This is a genomic window from Microcoleus sp. MOSTC5 (genome assembly GCF_036701825.1).
GTDB classification, from domain to species: domain Bacteria; phylum Cyanobacteriota; class Cyanobacteriia; order Cyanobacteriales; family Microcoleaceae; genus Microcoleus; species Microcoleus asticus.
Genome location: NZ_JAUBRK010000073.1, coordinates 14,994 through 33,766, shown reverse-complemented (window position 1 = coordinate 33,766; position 18,773 = coordinate 14,994). Strand labels below are relative to the sequence as shown.

Sequence of the window (18,773 nt, the reverse complement as noted above, 5' to 3'; positions counted from 1 at the left end):
TTTTAGGTCAGGGAGTTTTTTCATTCCTTTATCTAATGTCTATCTCGTTCTCTTGTCAAGGGGGTTGAGCAATTACCATTTTTTTTACCGGGGTTTGTGTTTGAAGTGCGGCGAACTTAATTTGACCAAACGCAAACAAACTGCTAATTTGCATGGGTTGTTTGCTTTGGTGACGGGAGCGAGAGTGAAAATTGGGTATGCTGTAACTTTGAGGTTGTTGAGAGCTGGTGCTGCTGTAATTTGTACTACTCGTTTTGCTCGGGATGCTGCTAGGAGATATGCGAAAGAAGCGGATTTTGCCCAGTGGTGCGATCGCCTGCAAGTTTATGAGTTAGATTTGCGGTACATTGCGGGCGTCGAGCGATTTGCAGAACACCTCGTCTGCTGCTATCCGCGAATTGACATTATTATCAATAATGCGGCTCAAACAATTCGCCGCCCTCCTGAATTTTACCAGCATTTGATGGATTTTGAATCTCTGCCTTTGGAGGCTTTGCCTGCTGAGATTCAGCCGCTGTTGGCGCGCTCCTCTTCGAGGGCTTCGGTAACGCACTTTTTGACAGACAATATTGCTGAGCATATCCCCCAATCTCTCACAGACTCTGTTCCAAATCGCAACAGTGAAATCCCCCCGCTTTTTAACTTGGAGCCAGAGAATCAATTATCACATTCATCTGATTTTAGTTTGTTTCCTCCCGGAATGTACGATCGCGACGGACAACAAGTGGATTTGCGCGCTTTCAACAGTTGGCTGATGAAGGATGATGAGGTGAGCATTTTGGAAATGTTGGAAGTTCACGTTATTAATGCGATTGCTCCTTTTGCGATTAACAGCAGGCTCAAACGGCTGATGAAAAAAATTCCTGAAGCTGGCAAATATATTGTCAATGTTTCTTCCAAAGAAGGGCAATTTAACAGCGACAAACCTTGGCGACATCCGCATACAAATATGGCAAAAGCATCGCTGAACATGATGACTCGCACTTGCGCTTCAGAGTATGCCAAACACAAAATTTTTATGAATGCCGTCGATCCGGGATGGATTAGTTTTCAGCACCCTTACCCTCAAGTTTTAGCAATGCAGCAACGCGGCGTACAACCTCCCTTTGATGCTGTCGATGCCGCCGCGCGGATTTGCGATCCAATTTATTCTGGAGTAAATGAGGGACGCTATTTTTATGGTAAATTATTTAAAGATTATGCTGAGTCGCAGTGGTAACAGTCATTTAATATTTTTGTGGCTTTTTCCATTTTCCACCATTGGTATCAACTTAAGACTAAATTCCTTTCATACTCTCGCTTATCTCTCTGTCTCGATCCGCCTCCCATCCCTCTTAATAAGGGTGACAAAAGAGACTTCTTGTCTCCCGCTTAATAGGGGGGATTAGCGGGCAAGAATCAGGGGAGGAGCGAGACTCAGCTACAAGCGAGATAGATAATTTACAATTAATATTAAGTTTGATGTCAAAATTTTGCATTGAAAATGTATAATAAAATGGGGCAGTGTAGCTTAATGGTAAAGCGCTCGCTCGACAGGCGAGGGACAACCGTTTGATTCGGTTCGCTGCCACCAGCAACGTAGTTTAAATGATAGAATTCCTTCGAGCATACCAGGAGATGCGGGTGCAAATCCCGCCGTTGCTATCATTTGTTTTGACAAGCAAGAGGGAATAGGTAATATAGAAGGGATTACCTATTCCTGATTTTTTTGATAAATGACCAAAGTAATTATTTTTGATTTTGACGGTACTTTAGCAGATACAATCGATATTCTTCTGAGCATAACCAACCGTTTGTCAGTTGAATTTGGCTTTAAGTCGGCAACCAAAGAGGAACTGGCTCAACTTAGCAATTTAAATTCTTGGCAAATTCTGATGTATTCGGGAATTTCCATCTTCAAATTCCCGCTGCTAATTAGAAAGCTGAAATCAGAGTTGCGGAGTGAAATTCCGAATATTCATTTATTTTCAGGGATTAAAGAAGTATTGTTAGAGTTAAAAAACAGCGGTTTTCAACTGGGTATTATTACCTCTAATTCTAGAGAAAATGTTTGGGATTCGCTTGAAAAAAATGGGTTGCAAGATACCTTTGATTTTATTTATTCAGGAACAACTTTTGGAAAACATAAAGTAATTAATCGATGGTTAAATAAACAAAATATTAATCCAGAACAAGTCGTTTATGTGGGAGATGAAATTAGAGATATAGAAGCAGCTAAAAAAACTAAAATTAAAGTAATTGCTGTAGGTTGGGGTTTTAATTCTCGGTCAGCTTTGGCGGCACACAATCCCGATTTTTTGATCGAACGCCCCCAGGAATTAATCGGAGTTATCAATAATATGAAATGATTGTAATGTTGTTTTATGGAATGTTACAAAGCTTTAAGCATTAAAAACTTTGTGCGCGATCGGTTGAAAAGCTCGATCGATGCTGATATAAAAATAAATAGCAAGATTCCTTCGTTCACCAAATTGGAACAGCCTTATGTCAGCATTTGAGACTTTCTTAACTTTTAGCTTTGCTTCAATCTTTGCCGTAGCCACTTTGGCAACTTGGTTGCGCTTCACAAACCCGCCTTCTACTGCTAAACGCAATTAGAAATTGTCGCCCCAAGGGCTATAGCCCTACAAAAAAAGTTAATCTCCTTCGCCCCGTTTTAGTGCTGCTAAAACTGCTTGCTGGCTAACTGCTTGGTAAATTTTGGCAAAATGCTGTTTTAGCGCCTCAGATGCGGGCGATGATTTGCTAGCGGTTCCTTTTCCGTCGGTTGCGAGGGGAATCGGGCCTAAGATATCTAATACTGTTTCGCTGCTCGGTGGGGGTACAATTACTACTAGAGATGATTCTAGCTGCTGGTTGTATTCCCAAAAGCGATCGACCTTTGGCAATTTAGAATTCGCAGCGGGGGAATTTTCCCCGGAGTTGAGTTGGGAATTTTCCTCTCCTTGCGTACCTCGTCTCTGACGGAGTGCTGTCAAAATTTGCTCTTTTGTTCGGCCTCGCAATTGAAAGAGTACGAAAGGGTCTTCACTGAAGCGATCGCCCAATAAGTAGTATACTGCACTGATGTGTTTGCAAGGGTTTTTGGGGTCAGGACAGCTACAGCGCGCTCGAATATCTGACAAGCTTAACGGAAATAGCGTTTTGCCTGCTGCGGCAAATACATCTTCAATATTGTGCGGCATTTCTCCTGCTAGTAGTTTAGCTGAAAAAACTGCTCTTTGCGACATATTTTCAATCACATAATCCCAATCTTCATCGCTCAATGTGTCGAGCCCTAAAGAAACTTGATAGGGTTTGGGATCTGTTCCTTGAACTACGGCGATTACTTCTTGGTTAGGGAAGTTAATGCTGAGAACTTTACCCTCGCGCGCGTATTGCCAGCCGCGTTCTAAGCGCTTTTTGAAGCGGTAGGTATTGATTAAATCTAACCACTGTTGTGTCCACCATTCTCTGTCAATCATAAGCCGAAGGAAGAAGGAAGAAGGAAGAAGGAAGAAGGAAGAAGGAAGAGGGAAGAGGGAAGAGGGAAGAAGGAAGAAGGAAGAAGGAAGAAAGCTTTAGTTATCTAGGAGAGTCAGAAACCGAGTCTTTTAGCAAAAAACTGGACTATAACCTTTAATCCTGGTAGAAAACCCGGTTTCTGTGGTCAGAGTGCGTAATTCCTCGGATTTTTGAGAAGTAAAGTCCTCACTAGAAACCGAAGAAAATTAAACACATTATTCTTCTTCCGTTTCTATAATAGCATTGCGATCGAGAATTAGTAAATTCCGAAGTTGGTCTGTATCGAGTTCGGTGAGCCAGTTTTCACCGGCACTGACCACTTGTTCGGCTAAAGCTTTTTTGCTCTCGATCATATCGTGTATTTTCTCCTCTAACGTGCCCGTGCAGACAAATTTGTGGACTTGCACGTTGCGGGTTTGGCCGATGCGAAATACGCGGTCAGTTGCCTGATTTTCTACTGCGGGATTCCACCATCTGTCATAGTGGAAAACATGGGTTGCTCTGGTTAAGTTCAAACCTGTGCCGCCCGCTTTTAAGGATAATATCATAATCGGCGGGCCTTGGGGGTCGTGCTGGAAGCGATCGATCATTTCTTCCCGCTGCTGTTGCTTAATTCCTCCGTACAAGAACAAAACTTCTCGCCCTAAATGCTGTTCTAGATGCGGTTTCAGGAGTTTTCCCCATTCGGCAAATTGAGTAAAAATTAAAGCCCGATCGCCTTCTGCTAAAACCTCTTCTAACATTTCCACCAACCGCTGCAATTTCCCCGATTCCTGACTCTTAATCCCCAATTCTTTCGGCTTAACTTCTGCTTTCATAAGAGCCGGATGGTTGCAAAGTTGCTTGAGTTTTACCAGCAAAGCCAGAATCATTCCTCGGCGCTGAATGCCTTCGGCTGATTCTAATTCAGTTATTGACTCTTCGACTATTTTCTGATATAATACCGCCTGTCCAGCAGCCAGCCCGCAAAATACAGTCATTTCCTGTTTTTCGGGCAAATCTTGGATGATTTCTTTGTCAGTTTTCAGGCGGCGGAGGATGAAAGGCCGAACGAGCGATCGCAAAGTCTGCAACGATTCCCTATCTCCGTATTTCTCGATCGGAATTGCAAATCGGCGCTGAAAGAAATTGCGCGGCCCCAAATAGCCAGGGTTAAGAAATTCCAAAATTGACCACAATTCTTGCAGTCTATTTTCCACCGGAGTTCCTGTCAGGGCAATTTTAAAAGATGCCTCTATTTGCCGCACCGCTTGCGACTGCTTCGCCTCTGAATTTTTAATATTTTGCGCTTCATCTAAAACCAATCCTTGCCATTTAATGCCTTGAAATTCTTTCGCATCGCGAAACACCAGGGCGTAACTGGTAATTATTAAATCTTTTCCCTCAATAGCCGCAGCAAATGCTTTGCCTTTAGCGCGTTTGTCTCCGTGGTGAACTAACACTTTCAGCGTCGGACCAAATTTCTTGACTTCGCGCTCCCAATTGCCCAATACCGATGTCGGACAAACCAGTAATGTTGGCGCTTCTAGGGCATCTTGTTCTTGTAAATGCAGGAGAAAAGTAATTAGCTGAATAGTATTGTGGCACAAGATATTATTGGCAACAAAATTGTGATGCTTGCCCACCTCAAAATCATAAACCCACCCGCTGTACTCAACATCCTCAATTTCCTCTATCCGGCAATAAAAGACTTCGCGATCGAGTATAAGTTGCAAATTTTCTCGGACAGTATCTAGCTGCGCTACATTGAGATTTGCATAAGCCTCTAGGGTCTGATTCGTCCATTTAGAAGGCTTTAGCTGGCGGTACTCCTGTTCTGCGGAACCACCAAGCACATTTTCCATACCTGCTACCACCTTTCCTAGGCTGATGCGGGAAAACTGCTGGGAACCGTTAATATAAACAGGATTGTGCATTCCGAAATGCCGTAGTGGCAGTTTGGTCATCTCCACTGCATCGGCAACAAGATCCGAAACCGGAATTCCTTCGACATTTGTATTGGCACTAACTTCGCAAATCTGCTCTAATTTACGCTGTTTTTCGGAATCACCGAAGCCAATTTCCTGCAAAAATATGCGCGCTGAGTTACCGCCGAAAGTACCGATATAATAGGTACGAAAAATCCCGCTGCCATTGGTGGCGCGTTTCTGCTTAGTGGCGATTCGCAGCCAAATTCCAAAGCGCCGCAGCAGTGTAGAAAGTTGTTGAATGATTAAAGGCGAAGCGGTGCTAATTTCGAGATTTCGCGTGTTAAGAAAGACCGAACCTTCAGCATCAAAGTAGTTTTTGAGGAAAATCCGTATGCTATCAAGATTGGCTTGCATGATGAATTGCGGGAAGCTTTTCTCGGCTGACAGCTTTCCCCACTCGTAGCCTTTAGACTCAAGAAAGCTGTGGTACGATCGACTACACACAGCTAAATATGCTGCTCTTTCCTTACCGGGAGTACGAACAGCAGGATTATTTATTTTGATCCCATACTTTTTGCTTAAACGGTGAAGTGTGAAACGCAATTCTTCAAGAACTGCCACATCTTTCTGCGTTATTGTGAGCATTGCTTGATCGCGCTGCTCATATCCCTCAGCTATCTGCCAAGCCAGAAACTTTACCAAATCGGGATCTTCCGGCTTTCCTTCCCAATACAATTTAGCAGGAACGCAAACATAATCTCCAACCTTGAGGTCATTTGTCCAGCCATCACGTCCTAACAATTTGTGGCGGCGGGTAATTGTGATGCTGCTACCATCTTGTAGGTTGATTGTTCGCAACTTTTCTTGCACTTGCTGGCGGTAAAGTCGTCGAATAGTCGCCTGTACAATTTTGCCTGTTTCCTGATTTATGGAATTTACCAGTAATTGCTCGTTAGTTTCAGACCAAAAGCCCTCACCGTCGAATTCTGCTTTTCCGGCATAAGCTTCCCATATTTTTTCAGCTTTTTGTAAAAAACCATTAACAAAAAGCAAAGAATCTGGTAAAATGCACTTCCCTAATCCCATATCGTCCGCGAGACAAGCACCCAAACCCCAGCGTTCTAAGAATGCTAACCAGCCTGCTCCTAGGGCTTGATAAGGCCGCAATTTTCCTCGGAAACTAGCCGGAGTTGCGATCGCACTTACCGCTTGATTATCGCTCAAAGTATTCAACAATTCCTGAAGTTGACCCGTAGCCTCAAAATTCACCACAGGCAATTTTTCGATCGTCTGAGAATCGCCCGACGCCAAACGCAAAGCATCCTCCAAAGAAAGAGTCATTTGCTCTTTGCGACTGGCAAAAAAAGTTTGAGCCGCTTTCACATCCGGCGCGCGCAACTCTACCCACTCGCCGTTAATTTCCACCAAAGGCGAATTCAACGCGATCAATCTGTCAAACTCTGCCTTAGAAATGCGCTGTCCGCCGATCGTCAATTCCCACTTAAAATTTAGCAGACTTTGCAATCCCAACCCGCCTTTCGCCGGATTCACTTTCGGAGTTTCCGCTTGAATGCTCAAACCCAAACGACTCGCCCAACCATCCGCCTTTGTCAAACTCGGCGGCAAAACTACACCCAACCCGCTATCAGCAAACCGCCAAGCTACAGACTTAATAAACTCGTATGCTTGCAGGGGATTTAATTGGCAAGATTGAGGCCGCTGGGCTTGTAAACTCGGTTCAATTAACGGATAAAGTTTCGAGGCTAAACCCAAGCCGCTGAGCAAAGTTTCTTGAGGCAATTCTATTGTCCGCCCCGCATAAGCCAAACGCTCGACTGAGTTGTTCCAAATAGTTGTCGCGTCTACCAAAAATTCCGCTTCATCTGCTGCTTGCAAGCAATAATTTAAACTCCAGTTGGCTTTACCAGGCGCTGGCGGTATGAGTTGAAAGCAAGTGCGAAATTGGCTTTGTTGAGATAATTGGTTTTGCAGCGGTGCAGTCCAAGCACTCAGCTTGGTTGCCAAGTTTTCTAAAGCTGCTGATTCTACTTGCACAATCCCAGATTCTTGCTGCAAAGCTTGCAGCCACTCGCGCACAGGAGAAAGTGTTTTGATGTCTAAAGTAGAGCTACCAGCCGATCTCACTTGACTATCTACAATACTGCTCAAAAAGCCTAACACCAATTCCTCCGCCCCCATCGGCAAATCCACCGCTAAAGGCAATTGACTGGATTCTTCTTCCTTTTCCCCTCTTCCTTCTTCCTTCTTCCTTCTTCCTTCTTCCTTTTCCCCTCTTCCTTCTTCCTTCTTCCTTCTTCCTTCTTCCTTCTTCTGATATGTTCGGCAAGCCGTCGGCATTTGCTTGACAAAAGTGGCGAGGCGGAGTATGTCTGTAGAACTATCTAACAGCGGTTGCCATTTAGCAATAGCAGAACCGTCCGACTGTTTCTCCAATCCCGGCAAAAATTTGCATCTTGCCAACAAATCCAAACTCCACCTAGCAATATGAGACCAAAAACGCAAATCTGAGCCGACAAAAGAGTCGGGTTCCGTGCTGTTAAGCGGTAGTGATTGCAAGAAAACAAAAGCTGCTTGAGGGTTGAGACAAAAACCCTCGACTTGCCAGGGATAAAGGTAAATTTCCTCGATTTTGACCGATTCCTCAAGTGCTGCTGCTGAGTGCTGCGGCATCAGATTTGCGTTCGATTCTGAGATTTTGGTGGGCAGTGCTATCGCCCGAATTTCCCTTTGAATAGAGGAGTTTTGGGAGGGAATTTCTGCTGCGTTTTGAGTTTTGGGCGATCGCCTAGTTTTTTTACTTTTTTCCGGTGGAGTTTCTGCGGTTTCCGGTAATTGCCAGTTGAGTTTTCCTGACTGCTGCAATGAATTTAGGAAAGTCTTAAATTCAGCTTCGGTCATGGCTAAGGGATGCGGTAGATTTATCCCCGATTCTAGGGTGTCAATCGCCCCAATTTTTCGCCAAGTTTCTCCCCAAATAAATAAGCAACTATTATCATTATCAAGTTGCCAACTGCCGTGTAAAATTGCCATATTTTTTACCCTGATATTTTTATTTAAGTTCGAGGCTGACTACAGCATTTATATGGGATTTATGAATAAAATTTTAAACATACAAAGGATATTTTTATCCAGACAGGACTTAGGTATAACCTGTATCTGTAGGGTGCAACATAAGTACCTTACGGCTTATTCCCAGTCCTAGATAACTAAATCCTTCTTCCTTCTTCCTTCAACGTCCCAATTCCCAAATGAAAATTCATAGTACCATCTATGGCAGGCGTTTAGCGGGCGATCGACCGGAGAATCGACCCCAGACTGCAAAAAATAATTTCGAGTATAAATGCTTAGAATCTAGGCGCCCACAGTCGATCGCGAGGCGATTATCCCTGTCTTTTGGCGTCGGAGTCTCAAACCTCCTGTGGTAATGTTACGATCCCGACAGAGAAAGAATGTGGTAGATAAGGAAGCAGTGCTACATGGTAGAGATAGACAAGTCAATATCCTTCGATGGACGGGATATTAGACTGAAGATTGGTTTACTAGCGCCTCAAGCAGGCGGTGCAGTTTTGATTCAGTCGGGTGACACGGCGGTTTTGGTGACAGCGACTCGATCGCAGGGGAGAGAGGGAATTGATTTCCTGCCCCTGTTGGTGGATTACGAAGAGAGACTCTACGCTGGCGGTAAAATTCCCGGTGGATTTTTGCGCAGGGAAGGGCGTCCCCCAGAAAAAGTGACTTTGACGGGCCGTTTGATCGATCGACCGCTGCGCCCGCTATTTCCAAGCTGGCTGCGAGATGACATCCAAGTTGTAGCAACAACGGTTTCGATGGACGAACAAGTGCCGCCGGACGTTTTGGCGGTGACGGGGGCTTCGGTGGCGATTCTGCTGGCGAAAATGCCGTTTTACGGGCCGATGGCCGCGGTACGAGTCGGTTTGGTAGGGGACGATTTCATCATCAACCCAACTTACAGCGAAATCAAAGAAGGCGAGTTGGATCTCGTGGTAGCCGGTTCTCCTGATGGAGTAATCATGGTGGAAGCCAGCGCGAACCAATTGCCGGAACAGGATATCATCGAGGCGATCGACTTCGGCTATGAAGCAGCCTGTGACTTGATTCAAGCCCAGCGCGAAATTATGGCGGAATTGGGCATTGATTTGGTGGTAGAGGAACGGCCATCCCTAGACTCGGCCCTGGAAAACTTTATTCGCGATCGCGCCCAAGAACCCATCCGCATCATTTTGTCAAGATTTGAAAAAGACAAAACAATACGGAATGCAGCTTTGGACGAAGTTAAGGCAAATGAAGTCGAATCTGCGATCGCCGAACTCTCGGAAGACGATCCGGTAAAACTAGCCGCCACCGCCAACAGCAAGGCGATCGGCAACGTTTTCAAAGACGTTACCAAAAAAATGATGCGGAAGCAAATCCTCGAAGATGGCGTCCGCGTAGACGGCCGCAAGCTAGACGAGGTGCGACCCGTTTCTTGTCGCGTAGGCGTGCTGCCGTCGCGAGTACACGGCTGTGCGCTGTTCAATCGGGGGTTGACCCAAGTCTTGTCCGCAGCTACCCTGGGAACCCCAGGCGACGCCCAAGACTTAGGAGACGACTTGCACCCGCAGCAAGACAAACGCTACTTGCATCACTACAATTTCCCGCCGTTTTCCGTGGGAGAAACCAAGCCGATGCGATCGCCCGGACGCCGAGAAATCGGTCACGGAGCCCTGGCAGAACGCGCTTTGCTGCCCGTTTTGCCATCCAAAGAAGATTTCCCCTACGTCATTCGCGTAGTTTCAGAAATCCTTTCTTCCGACGGTTCCACCTCAATGGGTTCAGTTTGCGCCTCAACGCTAGCATTAATGGATGCAGGCGTTCCCCTTTCCCAACCCGTCAGCGGCGCGGCAATGGGCTTAATTAAAGAAGGCGATGAAGTCCGAATTTTGACTGACATTCAGGCAATTGAAGACTTCTTAGGCGACATGGACTTCAAAGTAGCCGGTACCGACACCGGGATTACTGCTTTGCAGATGGACATGAAAATCAAAGGTTTGCCCTTAGATGTGATTGCCACCGCCATCCGCCAAGCCAAACCGGCCAGACTGCACATTCTAGAAAGAATGCTGGCAACCATCGACACTCCCCGCAAGGAAATGTCGCCGTTTGCACCGCGTTTGCTAACTCTGAAAATCGATCCAGAATTTATCGGTTTGGTAATTGGGCCTGGTGGCAAAACGATCAAAGCCATCACCGAAGAAACCGGTGTCAAAATTGACATCGAAGATGACGGAACCGTGACAATTGCCGGCAACGACAGCGAAAAAGCTCAGCGGGCTTACAACATTGTCCAAGGCATGACGCGCAAGTTGAATGCAGGAGACGTGTATGTCGGCCGCGTAACTCGAATTATTCCGATCGGCGCTTTTGTGGAAATTTTGCCCGGAAAAGAAGGAATGATTCACATTTCCCAGTTAGCGGACTACCGCGTCGGGAAAGTGGAAGACGAGTTAGCTGTGAACGATGAAGTGATTGTCAAAGTGCGAGAAATTGACAATAAAGGTCGAATTAATTTGACCCGCTTGAATATTCATCCCGACGAAGCGGTAGCCGCCCGCGAAGCGCTGAATAAATAGTTTACAGTTGGTAATTGGTAATTACTTGTAGAGTAATTGCTAATTGCTAATTGGTAACTGGTGATTAGTAATTGCTAATTGCTAGTTGAGATTAAATCTGATTGTTTCAGATTGATTTGAGAGTAGGTGCGCGACAGCGACAGATCGACAAGAGTGCGATCGGCTGTAGAAGTTAATACATTCGCGCACTTTACCCTCGGCGGTTGAAACCGCAACTACACAAATTAACTTCACTCCTAGCGGACTCAATCAAATATAAAGTTACCTCTTTTATCATTCGGCGGTTTCAACCGCAACTACACAAACGAAGTCCGCCTGCGCGGACTGAATAAAATATAAAGATATTACCTACAGTCAGGACACGGCAGTGCCGTTTCCCTACAATTAATCGGGGGATGATTACCTCTTTCATAGACGAATATCGATCGTTTTGGGGTAGGGAAACGGCATTGCCGTGTCCTCCATTGCCTGTGATTCTAGTGCCACCGGAATTGATCTTAAATCAAATCACAGCAATACAGTCAATCTCAACTAACACATCTTTCGGCAAACGCGAAACCTCCACACAAGCGCGCGCCGGTGCAGTTTCCGCATCAAAATATTTCGCATAAACCGCATTCACAGCGGCAAAATCATTCATATCTTTGAGGAAAACCGTAGTTTTTACCACATCCAACCAAGTAGCGCCGGCTTCTGTGAGAATCGCTTCGAGATTTGCCATAACTTGTTCGGTTTGTTTTGCCACGTCGTCGGTGTAGACAATATCGTTTAGTCTAATGTCGATCGCAATTTGACCAGCTACAAACAGCATAGTGCCCGTTGCGGCGATCGCTTGATTGTAAGGGCCCACGGGTGCCGGTGCTTTGTCAGTACGAATAATTTTGCGCGTCATAGATGTCACTTTTTGGGATAATTTTTCCGAAGTTTCTGGCTGGTAGAGTTCTCCGTCAGAGGTTTCTGGCTGGTATATTTCTCCATCTGGCATGATAGCACCAGTTAAGTCGGCATTTTTGATATTCCAGCCATAAGAGTTACACCGAGTAAAGTCTGCCCTCCTTAAGTTTGCTTCTATCAGATTAGCTCCGATCAAATTTGAATATCGCAGATTGGCTCTTTCTAAATTGGCACCTCGAAGACAAGCATATTTTAGCTCGGTACTGTCAAGTTTTGCTTGTTCTAGATTCGCATTAGTTAAATTCATTCCTGACAGATTAACTTGGCGGAAATTAGCTTTCTGGAATTTAGCTTTTTGAAGTTTTGCCTGAGTCAATATTGCCTCACTTAAATTTGCCATAGTAAAGTCAGCTTCCAGCAAGTATGCCTCAGTCAAATCAGCCTTATTCAGATTCGCTTTACTTAGGTTCGCTTTATACAAAGAAGCTACACGTATGTCAGCACTATCTAAAGTTGTACCACTCAAATTTGCTTCGTCTAAATTGGTACTAACTAATTTAGCGTTATTAAAGTTTGCTCCTGTCAGATTTGCCCGGTGTAAGTCAGCAAAATTTAAAGTAGCACTACTAAAGTTGGCCCCACTCAAATTTGCGCCACTCAGGTCTGCCCAACTCAAATTTGCTGAAGAAGCGCCTACTAAACTGCTCAAATTAGCATTTTTCAGGGATGCTTTAATGAGATTGGCACTATTAAAGTTTGCCCGAGTTAGAGTTGCCTCACTCAAGTCCGCACCGGAGAGATTTGAATGCGATAGGTCTATTCCACTCAAGTCCGCACCTTTGAGGTTTTCTTCTCTAAGGTCTGCTTTTTGAAAGTTGCGCTGTCCTGCTGCGTATTTTTCTAAAAGTTCTTCAGCTTTCATACATTAACCTCGATCGCCCTCCGTGACACCCCACTTTCCCAGCCTATCACCAAAACCCAAAGTTTCTGCGGGCTGTAATATCAAATCCGGTGGCATGGGAATTAATATTACCCGAAATCAGGATACGGCAGTGCCGTTTCCCTACAATTAATCGGGCGATGGTTACATCTCTCATCGAGTTTGATGGATTATTTTGAGGTAGGGACACGGCATTGCCGTGTCCTCCGTTTCCGTGTTTAAGATAACGCAGATGAATATCTAAATCTGCGTTAATCCGCGTCAATCCATTTTTATCAGCGGTTAAGAAATTCTTCTTTTTTCAACCGCTGATATAGGCAGATAAACACAGATAAACGCAGATGAATGAGATTAAACAACAACCGGAGCACCAACAACCTCACCTTTCAACATTCGAGAAGCAGCATCAAGCAATTGCTCCTCCAAATAAGGCTTAGTGAAATAGCCTTTCGCGCCCAAACTGTAAGCCATTTGGCGGTGTCGGTCAGCACCGCGAGAAGTCAACATCGCGATCGGCAATTCGCACAAAATCGCATCCTTCTGCATCCGAGAAAGTAGTTCCAAACCGTCCATTCTCGGCATTTCAATATCGCAGAAAACGATATCGCAAGGCAGACCAGATTTCATCTTTTCCCAAGCTTCCTTACCGTCGCGAGCTTCTTCCACACGATAGCCAGACTTCTCGAAAGTAATCGACAACAGCGATCGCACGGTAATCGAATCATCCACGATCAGCACAGTCGGCTCAGTCTTCTCGATTTCCGCCTCAGCAGCAATCCGATCGCCCTCATCCCAAAGCGTACCGCCAGTGTCCTTCCGCAGCCTTCCGGTAGCCAAATCGATCAGCTCCAGAACGTCCGCAATTGCCACGATCCGACCGTCCCCGAGCACTGTAGCCCCAGCAATCCCGATCGGCTTGGGCACCGGCCCCTCCAACGGTTTGATCACAATTTCCTGTTCCGTGGAAACCTGATCCACCTGCACCGCCAAGAAATTGCCAGCAGACCGCAGCACGATCACCGAAATCATGTCATCGTCAGTATTAAACCCGTAAACACTGCCCCGACCCAAATGGCGGTTGTAACCCAGCAAATCCCGCAGCGGCCGGAACGGCAAAATCGAACCCCGCCACTCAATGCAAGGCAAACCGTCATCCCCCGTCGTCACCTGATCCCGAGGCACGTCGATCATATCCTCGACCCCATCCATCGGGAAAGCAATGCGAGCCCGATCGCTAATGCAAGTCAGAGCCTTAGAAATGCTCAACACCAGAGGTAAACGGATCGTAAACACAGTCCCTTTGCCGATCGTGGAATCGATCGACACAGTGCCCCGAATCTCCTGCAAGGAAGTCTGCACCACATTCATACCGACCCCGCGGCCGGCGTACTCCGTCGCCTGTTCCTGAGTGCTGAAACCGGGCATAAACAGCAAATCGTAAACTTCGGAGCGAGACATCCTCTGAGCCTGAGCCGCCGTCAGCATACCCTGCTTGATCGCCTTCGCCTTCACCTTTTGCGGGTCAATTCCCGCCCCGTCGTCAGAAACCGAAACCACCGTTTGGTTCCCTTGGTGGAAAGCGCGAATGGTAATCCTGCCGACTGCAGGCTTCCCAGCCGCCAGACGCACCTCCGGCGCTTCGATCCCGTGAGTAATCGCATTGTTGACCAAATGAGTCATCGGGTCATATAGCTGATCCACAATCATCTTGTCGATCAAAATATCCTTACCCTCAACCTGCAACTGAGCCTGCTTCCCGCACTTAATCGCAATTTCCCGCACCGCCCGGAACAGCCTGTCCGTCGTCTCCGCAAACGGCTTCATCCGGGCGCGAGTCAAACCTTCTTGCAGTTGAGTCGTGACTTGCCGCAGTTGGCGAGTCACCTGATCCGCCTCATCCACCAAAAACTCAATGTCCGCCGCCGACTCCCGCACCCGCACGATCAGCTCAATAATCTCTTGAGCCAAACTGTGGAAAGGAGTAAACCTGTCCATTTCCTCCGGTCTCCAGGCACTTTCCCGGGTGTGGGCCGAATCCTCAGAGCGCCAGGCCGATCGGTGTCCCTGCCTGTTGGCGAGCAAAGCAATCTCCAAAAGACTCCGCTCGTAGAAATCCTGAGTCCGCTGGCTCACATCGCTCAGCAGCGTTACCTGGTGCAGCAAATTGTCCAAAAACTGCCGCATCCGTTCTTGGTCTTGCTCCAAGCTGTTGCGGTTCACCACCAGTTCCCCCATCAAATTGCTGAGGTTGTCCAGTTGCTTGACCGGCACCCGCATCGTCTGGTCGCCGAACCCGCCCGCGCGGGCATTCCGCCTTCCTCTGTTGAGCGCTGACGGCCCGATATTGGCTTCCCCTTGGCGACCGCCGTCTTTTGGATCTTCGAGCAGTTTTTCCAAATCGCCAAATTCGTCGTCGCTCTCATCGGCAGCAGCGCGCAGAGCTTTACTGGCAGTTGTCGTCGGTGCAGGCATTTCCGGCATAGTTGCGCTCTCGCTGAGGAGTTCTTCGAGATCCGAGAAAACTTCTGTATTTACCGGACTCTGATTTGTCCCCCCAGAAGCTGCTATTACAGCCCCAGCACCCCCTGCAATTAACAGTGCTTCTAAATCGTCAAAATTGCCTTCGCCATCCTCAGCACCTGATTCTGCCTCGCCAAAAAAGTCTGCCAGCGAGCCCTCTTCCAACTCCGAGGCATCGACCGAGACAGGCTCCTCGTCAGCGTCCCAAAAGCCCGCCGTCATTTCCGAAGTCACCAGAACCTCAGCATCGATCGAATCCAACAAATCATCAAAACCCTCCAACTCTTCGCTGTTGAGAGCGGCCTTGGTTTCCATCGCTGAGAGCAAGTCAGCATCGCCATCATCAAACATACGATCGAGAGATGCAGCAGGCAGCGCCTCTAAATCCGCACTCAAAAAATCCGTTTCCAGCGCATCAAACAAATCATCCTCGCCCTCGGACGAGCCAGCGGTATCTGTTTCGAGTCGATCGAACAAATCCGCACCCGCCTCGTCGAAGAAACCCTCGGGAAGTTGGGCAGACAATTCCTCGACATCAACAGCCGCGCCCTCATCTCCCGCCGCGACAGCATCGCCCTGCTGCCCCACGCCTTCTCCAAACATATCCTCCAAGAAATCGAAACCTAAACCCTCATCAGACTCGACACTTGAAATTTCCGCATCAGGACGATCGGACAAAGCTCCAAGTTCAACCGCTGCCGAATTTGCCAAGCCTTTGTCGGAAACAGTCGCAGCATTGTTCTCGAACAAACTCCCTAAGTCGCCCTCATCAAATCCCACATCCGCACCCAGCAATTCTGAACCCCCATTTGAATTCAGCCAGCGCTCATCGGCTTGCCCCGAAGCTTCCCCGTCATACTCAGTACCCGTAGGTACTGAACCGAAAAGCTCAGCCAAATCCGCCGCCTCTCGGGAAGTAGCCACTCCTTGCCGATCCCCCACAGTCTGCTCCTCCCCAGAAATCGAACCCGAGGTCATATCCCCAAACAGCGCCTCTAAATCCGTATCGTCCAGATCGAGGTTGACCGACTGCATAGACTCGTCTTCCAGGCCGAAAGCATCTTCTAGCCAATTTCCATCCGCAGAGATATCTAAATCCGAATTTGATGTCATGTCAAGAACGCTACCAATTTCCTCATTTTGTGCGATGCCAGCAGCTAGATATCGATCGTCCCCGCTTTCCCCACCTTCGTCTTCTGAAGAAAGGTAACTAGAAGCAATCCCCAACAGCTCGCTCAAATCCGAGTCCTCGCCAAGCTCGGAGAGCAACTCGAAATCATCTATTTCAGGCAGATCGAGCGCTTCGGCATCCGCTGAATCCTTGCCGCCGCCTGCTGCTGGCTCGTTCGATTCTGCACCGAAAGCGTCAGGGTTGAGAGAAAAATCCGAAGAGATTGCCGGCACAGCCGTTGCGTCAGATTCGCCCTCATCGCCGAACAAGTTATCTAAATCAGCATCCTCCGCAACCACAGCAGAAGTTTGGGCAGCTACTTCGTCCAAAAGCGTACCCAGAGCATCTTCGTCAGCTTGTCCCCTGGCTGGGGGAACCGTGCCGTCTGGCCGAGCCAAACCGCCCCTGCCGTTACCAGTGTCAAGCTGTTGGCGAATTAGCTGCTGCCTCGAACCCCCATTGTTCTGACCGGCAGCTACCGCCGAACCGTCTGGCTCGTCTGCAAACAGCAAATCCTCCCCAAACAAAGTCGTCAGGTCGTCAATCGGAGGCGCCGTCTTAGTTTCCGAACTTTCCGCATCGTATTCGTCAAATAACAAATCAGTAAAATCGCCGGAATTGTCATCGTCTGACTCCAGCATTCCCGCCGATATCCTAGAAGACTGGGCATAGTCGAGGTCTTGTTCTTCTTCCCAAGCGCCGTCGAGATCCGGGGACTCGCCGTCAAACAAGTCAGCTAAAGTGTTGAGTTCTGCCGCGCCCACTTCCGGGCCGCTGCGGGTCGAGCCTCTAAAAGCACTCATCTCTATATCCGATTCTGCGAAGGCGGAATCGTCGAACTGGGGCGATCGACTGCCGCTATAATCGTTGCTCTCGCCGCTGTCGAGTTGGTCGAACAGTTCGTCTATGCTCAGCCCAGAAATATTCGGCAGCAACTTGTTCAATCCATCCTGGGCATCGCCAGAACCCACCAGATCCCAGGCCGCATCCTCAACAGAAACCGCATTTGTCCCCGATGTACCCGGTTGAGCGAATGCCAGCAAATCTTCAAAATCCGTTTCTGGAAACACAACAGCCGGCTGCAGCGCCAGAAGTTTTGCGCTCGGTGCGATCGACGATTCTAGACCCGAAACTACCAGTTCTTGCGCTTGTTTGATGTCTTTGATCACCGTTGGGGCTAAGGTGCGGTAGCTATTTTCTGGGTTGGCGATCGCCTTGGATACAGCTTGGATCAATTCTATCCAGCAGGGCAGGTCAAATTCTTCCCCTGCCCTGAGCAAGTTCCGACAAATGTTCTTGAGTTGCCGCCTGCTTTCTGGCCCTTCGGGCTGTTTGAACTCTTGCAGGAGTTCCCGCATCCTCGCCGGCACGTCCGAGTCAAACACTAGCTGCAGCGCGCTGTCTTCTGTTGCTCTGGCATCAGGTGCGTAAACCGATGATCCCGAGTCCGCAAAAGTCCTCGATGAGCCAAACGCCCCCATTCCCATCCCTGCCATAACTTTTTCGGGTACTGGCAGCAGGCTGCTCTCGTCTAAATCGTGTTCTCCGTATCCGACGAGTCCCCCCAAGTGCCCGTTGAGTTCTTCAAATACTGGTTCTAATTCTCGAACCATCTGTTCTCCCAATTCCTCTGTCAGCCCAAAAGGCCCCGACAGTTGCTCTAACAGCCCTTGCAATGTGTCAAAAATTCGCAGGAAAAGGGACTCTAGCTGTTGGTCTACTTTAACGCTGCACTCTTTTAAAACTTTAAAACTATCTTCTAGTCGGTGAGCTGTTTGCTGAATGCTGGTCAGCCCCAGCATTGCTGCTCCTCCTTTGACAGAGTGAGCGGCCCTAAATACTTCGTTGACCAGTTCTGGGTCTTCGATCGTGGTTTGCAGATTCAGCAAGCCTTGTTCGATCGTATTGAGGTGGTCTTTTGCCTCCTCAATAAAGTAGCCCATTATCCTCTGTTGTTGCTCCGGCAGCATAGTTTTATTCCTGATTTTAAGCGTTATTGTATTGAGTCTATGTTAGTAGTTCTAGAGAATCTCTTTGTATATCTCGCCCCTTGCCAAGAGAATAATCTGACTGCGAGATATCGCAAATGTCCTGGCTATTTTTGTTTTGGAGATGCCCTCACTTACAAGATAGCGAATCTCCCGCACCCGATCGGGTTTTAGTTTGCGGTTGACAGATGGAAC

The 18,773-nt window shown here is 47.6% G+C and carries 11 protein-coding genes and 2 tRNA genes; 6 read left to right on the top strand and 7 right to left on the bottom strand.

Annotation, left to right across the window (positions count from 1 at the left end):
• The 4 genes from QUA54_RS29040 to QUA54_RS29025 all read left to right on the top strand — a co-directional run.
• The coding region (locus QUA54_RS29040; protein WP_333417911.1) for an SDR family NAD(P)-dependent oxidoreductase at positions 1–1,219 on the top strand (1,219 nt) is incomplete at its 5' end.
• Positions 1,220–1,499: 280 nt separating this feature from the next.
• A tRNA-Val gene (locus QUA54_RS29035) sits at positions 1,500–1,573 on the top strand.
• Positions 1,573–1,644, top strand: a tRNA-Ala gene (locus QUA54_RS29030). Before QUA54_RS29035 ends, QUA54_RS29030 begins: the two co-directional genes overlap by 1 nt.
• A 71-nt stretch (positions 1,645–1,715) precedes the next feature.
• Entirely contained in the window at positions 1,716–2,348 is a 633-nt protein-coding gene (locus QUA54_RS29025; protein WP_333417909.1) for an HAD-IA family hydrolase, read from the top strand.
• Between the two features lie 33 nt (positions 2,349–2,381).
• Here the strand turns inward: QUA54_RS29025 and QUA54_RS29020 are convergent, their stop codons facing one another.
• Together QUA54_RS29020 and QUA54_RS29015 are read right to left on the bottom strand one after the other, a co-directional pair.
• Positions 2,382–2,594, bottom strand: coding sequence for a hypothetical protein (locus QUA54_RS29020; protein WP_172191424.1), 213 nt, complete (start codon positions 2,592–2,594; stop codon positions 2,382–2,384).
• A 42-nt stretch (positions 2,595–2,636) separates the two neighbouring features.
• Positions 2,637–3,464: an SWIM zinc finger family protein gene (locus QUA54_RS29015; protein ID WP_333184251.1), complete on the bottom strand. Its 828-nt coding sequence runs from the start codon at positions 3,462–3,464 to the stop codon at positions 2,637–2,639.
• Between QUA54_RS29015 and QUA54_RS29010 the strand changes: the two genes are divergently transcribed.
• Positions 3,438–3,572: a hypothetical protein gene (locus QUA54_RS29010; protein WP_333417907.1), complete on the top strand. Its 135-nt coding sequence runs from the start codon at positions 3,438–3,440 to the stop codon at positions 3,570–3,572. The two genes, QUA54_RS29015 and QUA54_RS29010, sit on opposite strands and share 27 nt — an antisense overlap.
• Before the next feature lie 147 nt (positions 3,573–3,719).
• On the opposite strand, the gene QUA54_RS29005 is transcribed toward QUA54_RS29010, so the two are convergent.
• The gene (locus tag QUA54_RS29005; protein ID WP_333417905.1) at positions 3,720–8,465 is read right to left on the bottom strand and encodes an SNF2-related protein; all 4,746 of its coding nucleotides are present in this window, start codon (positions 8,463–8,465) and stop codon (positions 3,720–3,722) included.
• 446 nt (positions 8,466–8,911) lie between these two features.
• On the opposite strand from QUA54_RS29005, the gene QUA54_RS29000 reads away from it, so the two are divergent.
• Positions 8,912–11,065, top strand: a complete 2,154-nt coding sequence (locus QUA54_RS29000) for a polyribonucleotide nucleotidyltransferase (protein WP_333184257.1) — start codon at positions 8,912–8,914, stop codon at positions 11,063–11,065.
• Between the two features lie 502 nt (positions 11,066–11,567).
• Here QUA54_RS29000 and QUA54_RS28995 read toward each other — a convergent pair.
• From QUA54_RS28995 to QUA54_RS34610, 4 genes are all read right to left on the bottom strand, one after another.
• Positions 11,568–12,881 (bottom strand): Rid family detoxifying hydrolase, encoded by a 1,314-nt coding sequence (locus tag QUA54_RS28995; protein WP_333417903.1) that lies wholly within the window; start codon positions 12,879–12,881, stop codon positions 11,568–11,570.
• Positions 12,882–12,927: 46 nt separating this feature from the next.
• On the bottom strand, positions 12,928–13,164 hold the full coding sequence (locus QUA54_RS28990; RefSeq protein WP_172190499.1) for a hypothetical protein: 237 nt from the start codon (positions 13,162–13,164) through the stop codon (positions 12,928–12,930).
• A gap of 86 nt (positions 13,165–13,250) precedes the next feature.
• Positions 13,251–18,560, bottom strand: coding sequence for a response regulator (locus QUA54_RS28985; RefSeq protein ID WP_333417900.1), 5,310 nt, complete (start codon positions 18,558–18,560; stop codon positions 13,251–13,253).
• A gap of 51 nt (positions 18,561–18,611) precedes the next feature.
• On the bottom strand, positions 18,612–18,737 hold the full coding sequence (locus QUA54_RS34610; RefSeq protein WP_445301598.1) for a helix-turn-helix domain-containing protein: 126 nt from the start codon (positions 18,735–18,737) through the stop codon (positions 18,612–18,614).
• Positions 18,738–18,773: the final 36 nt, after the last annotated feature.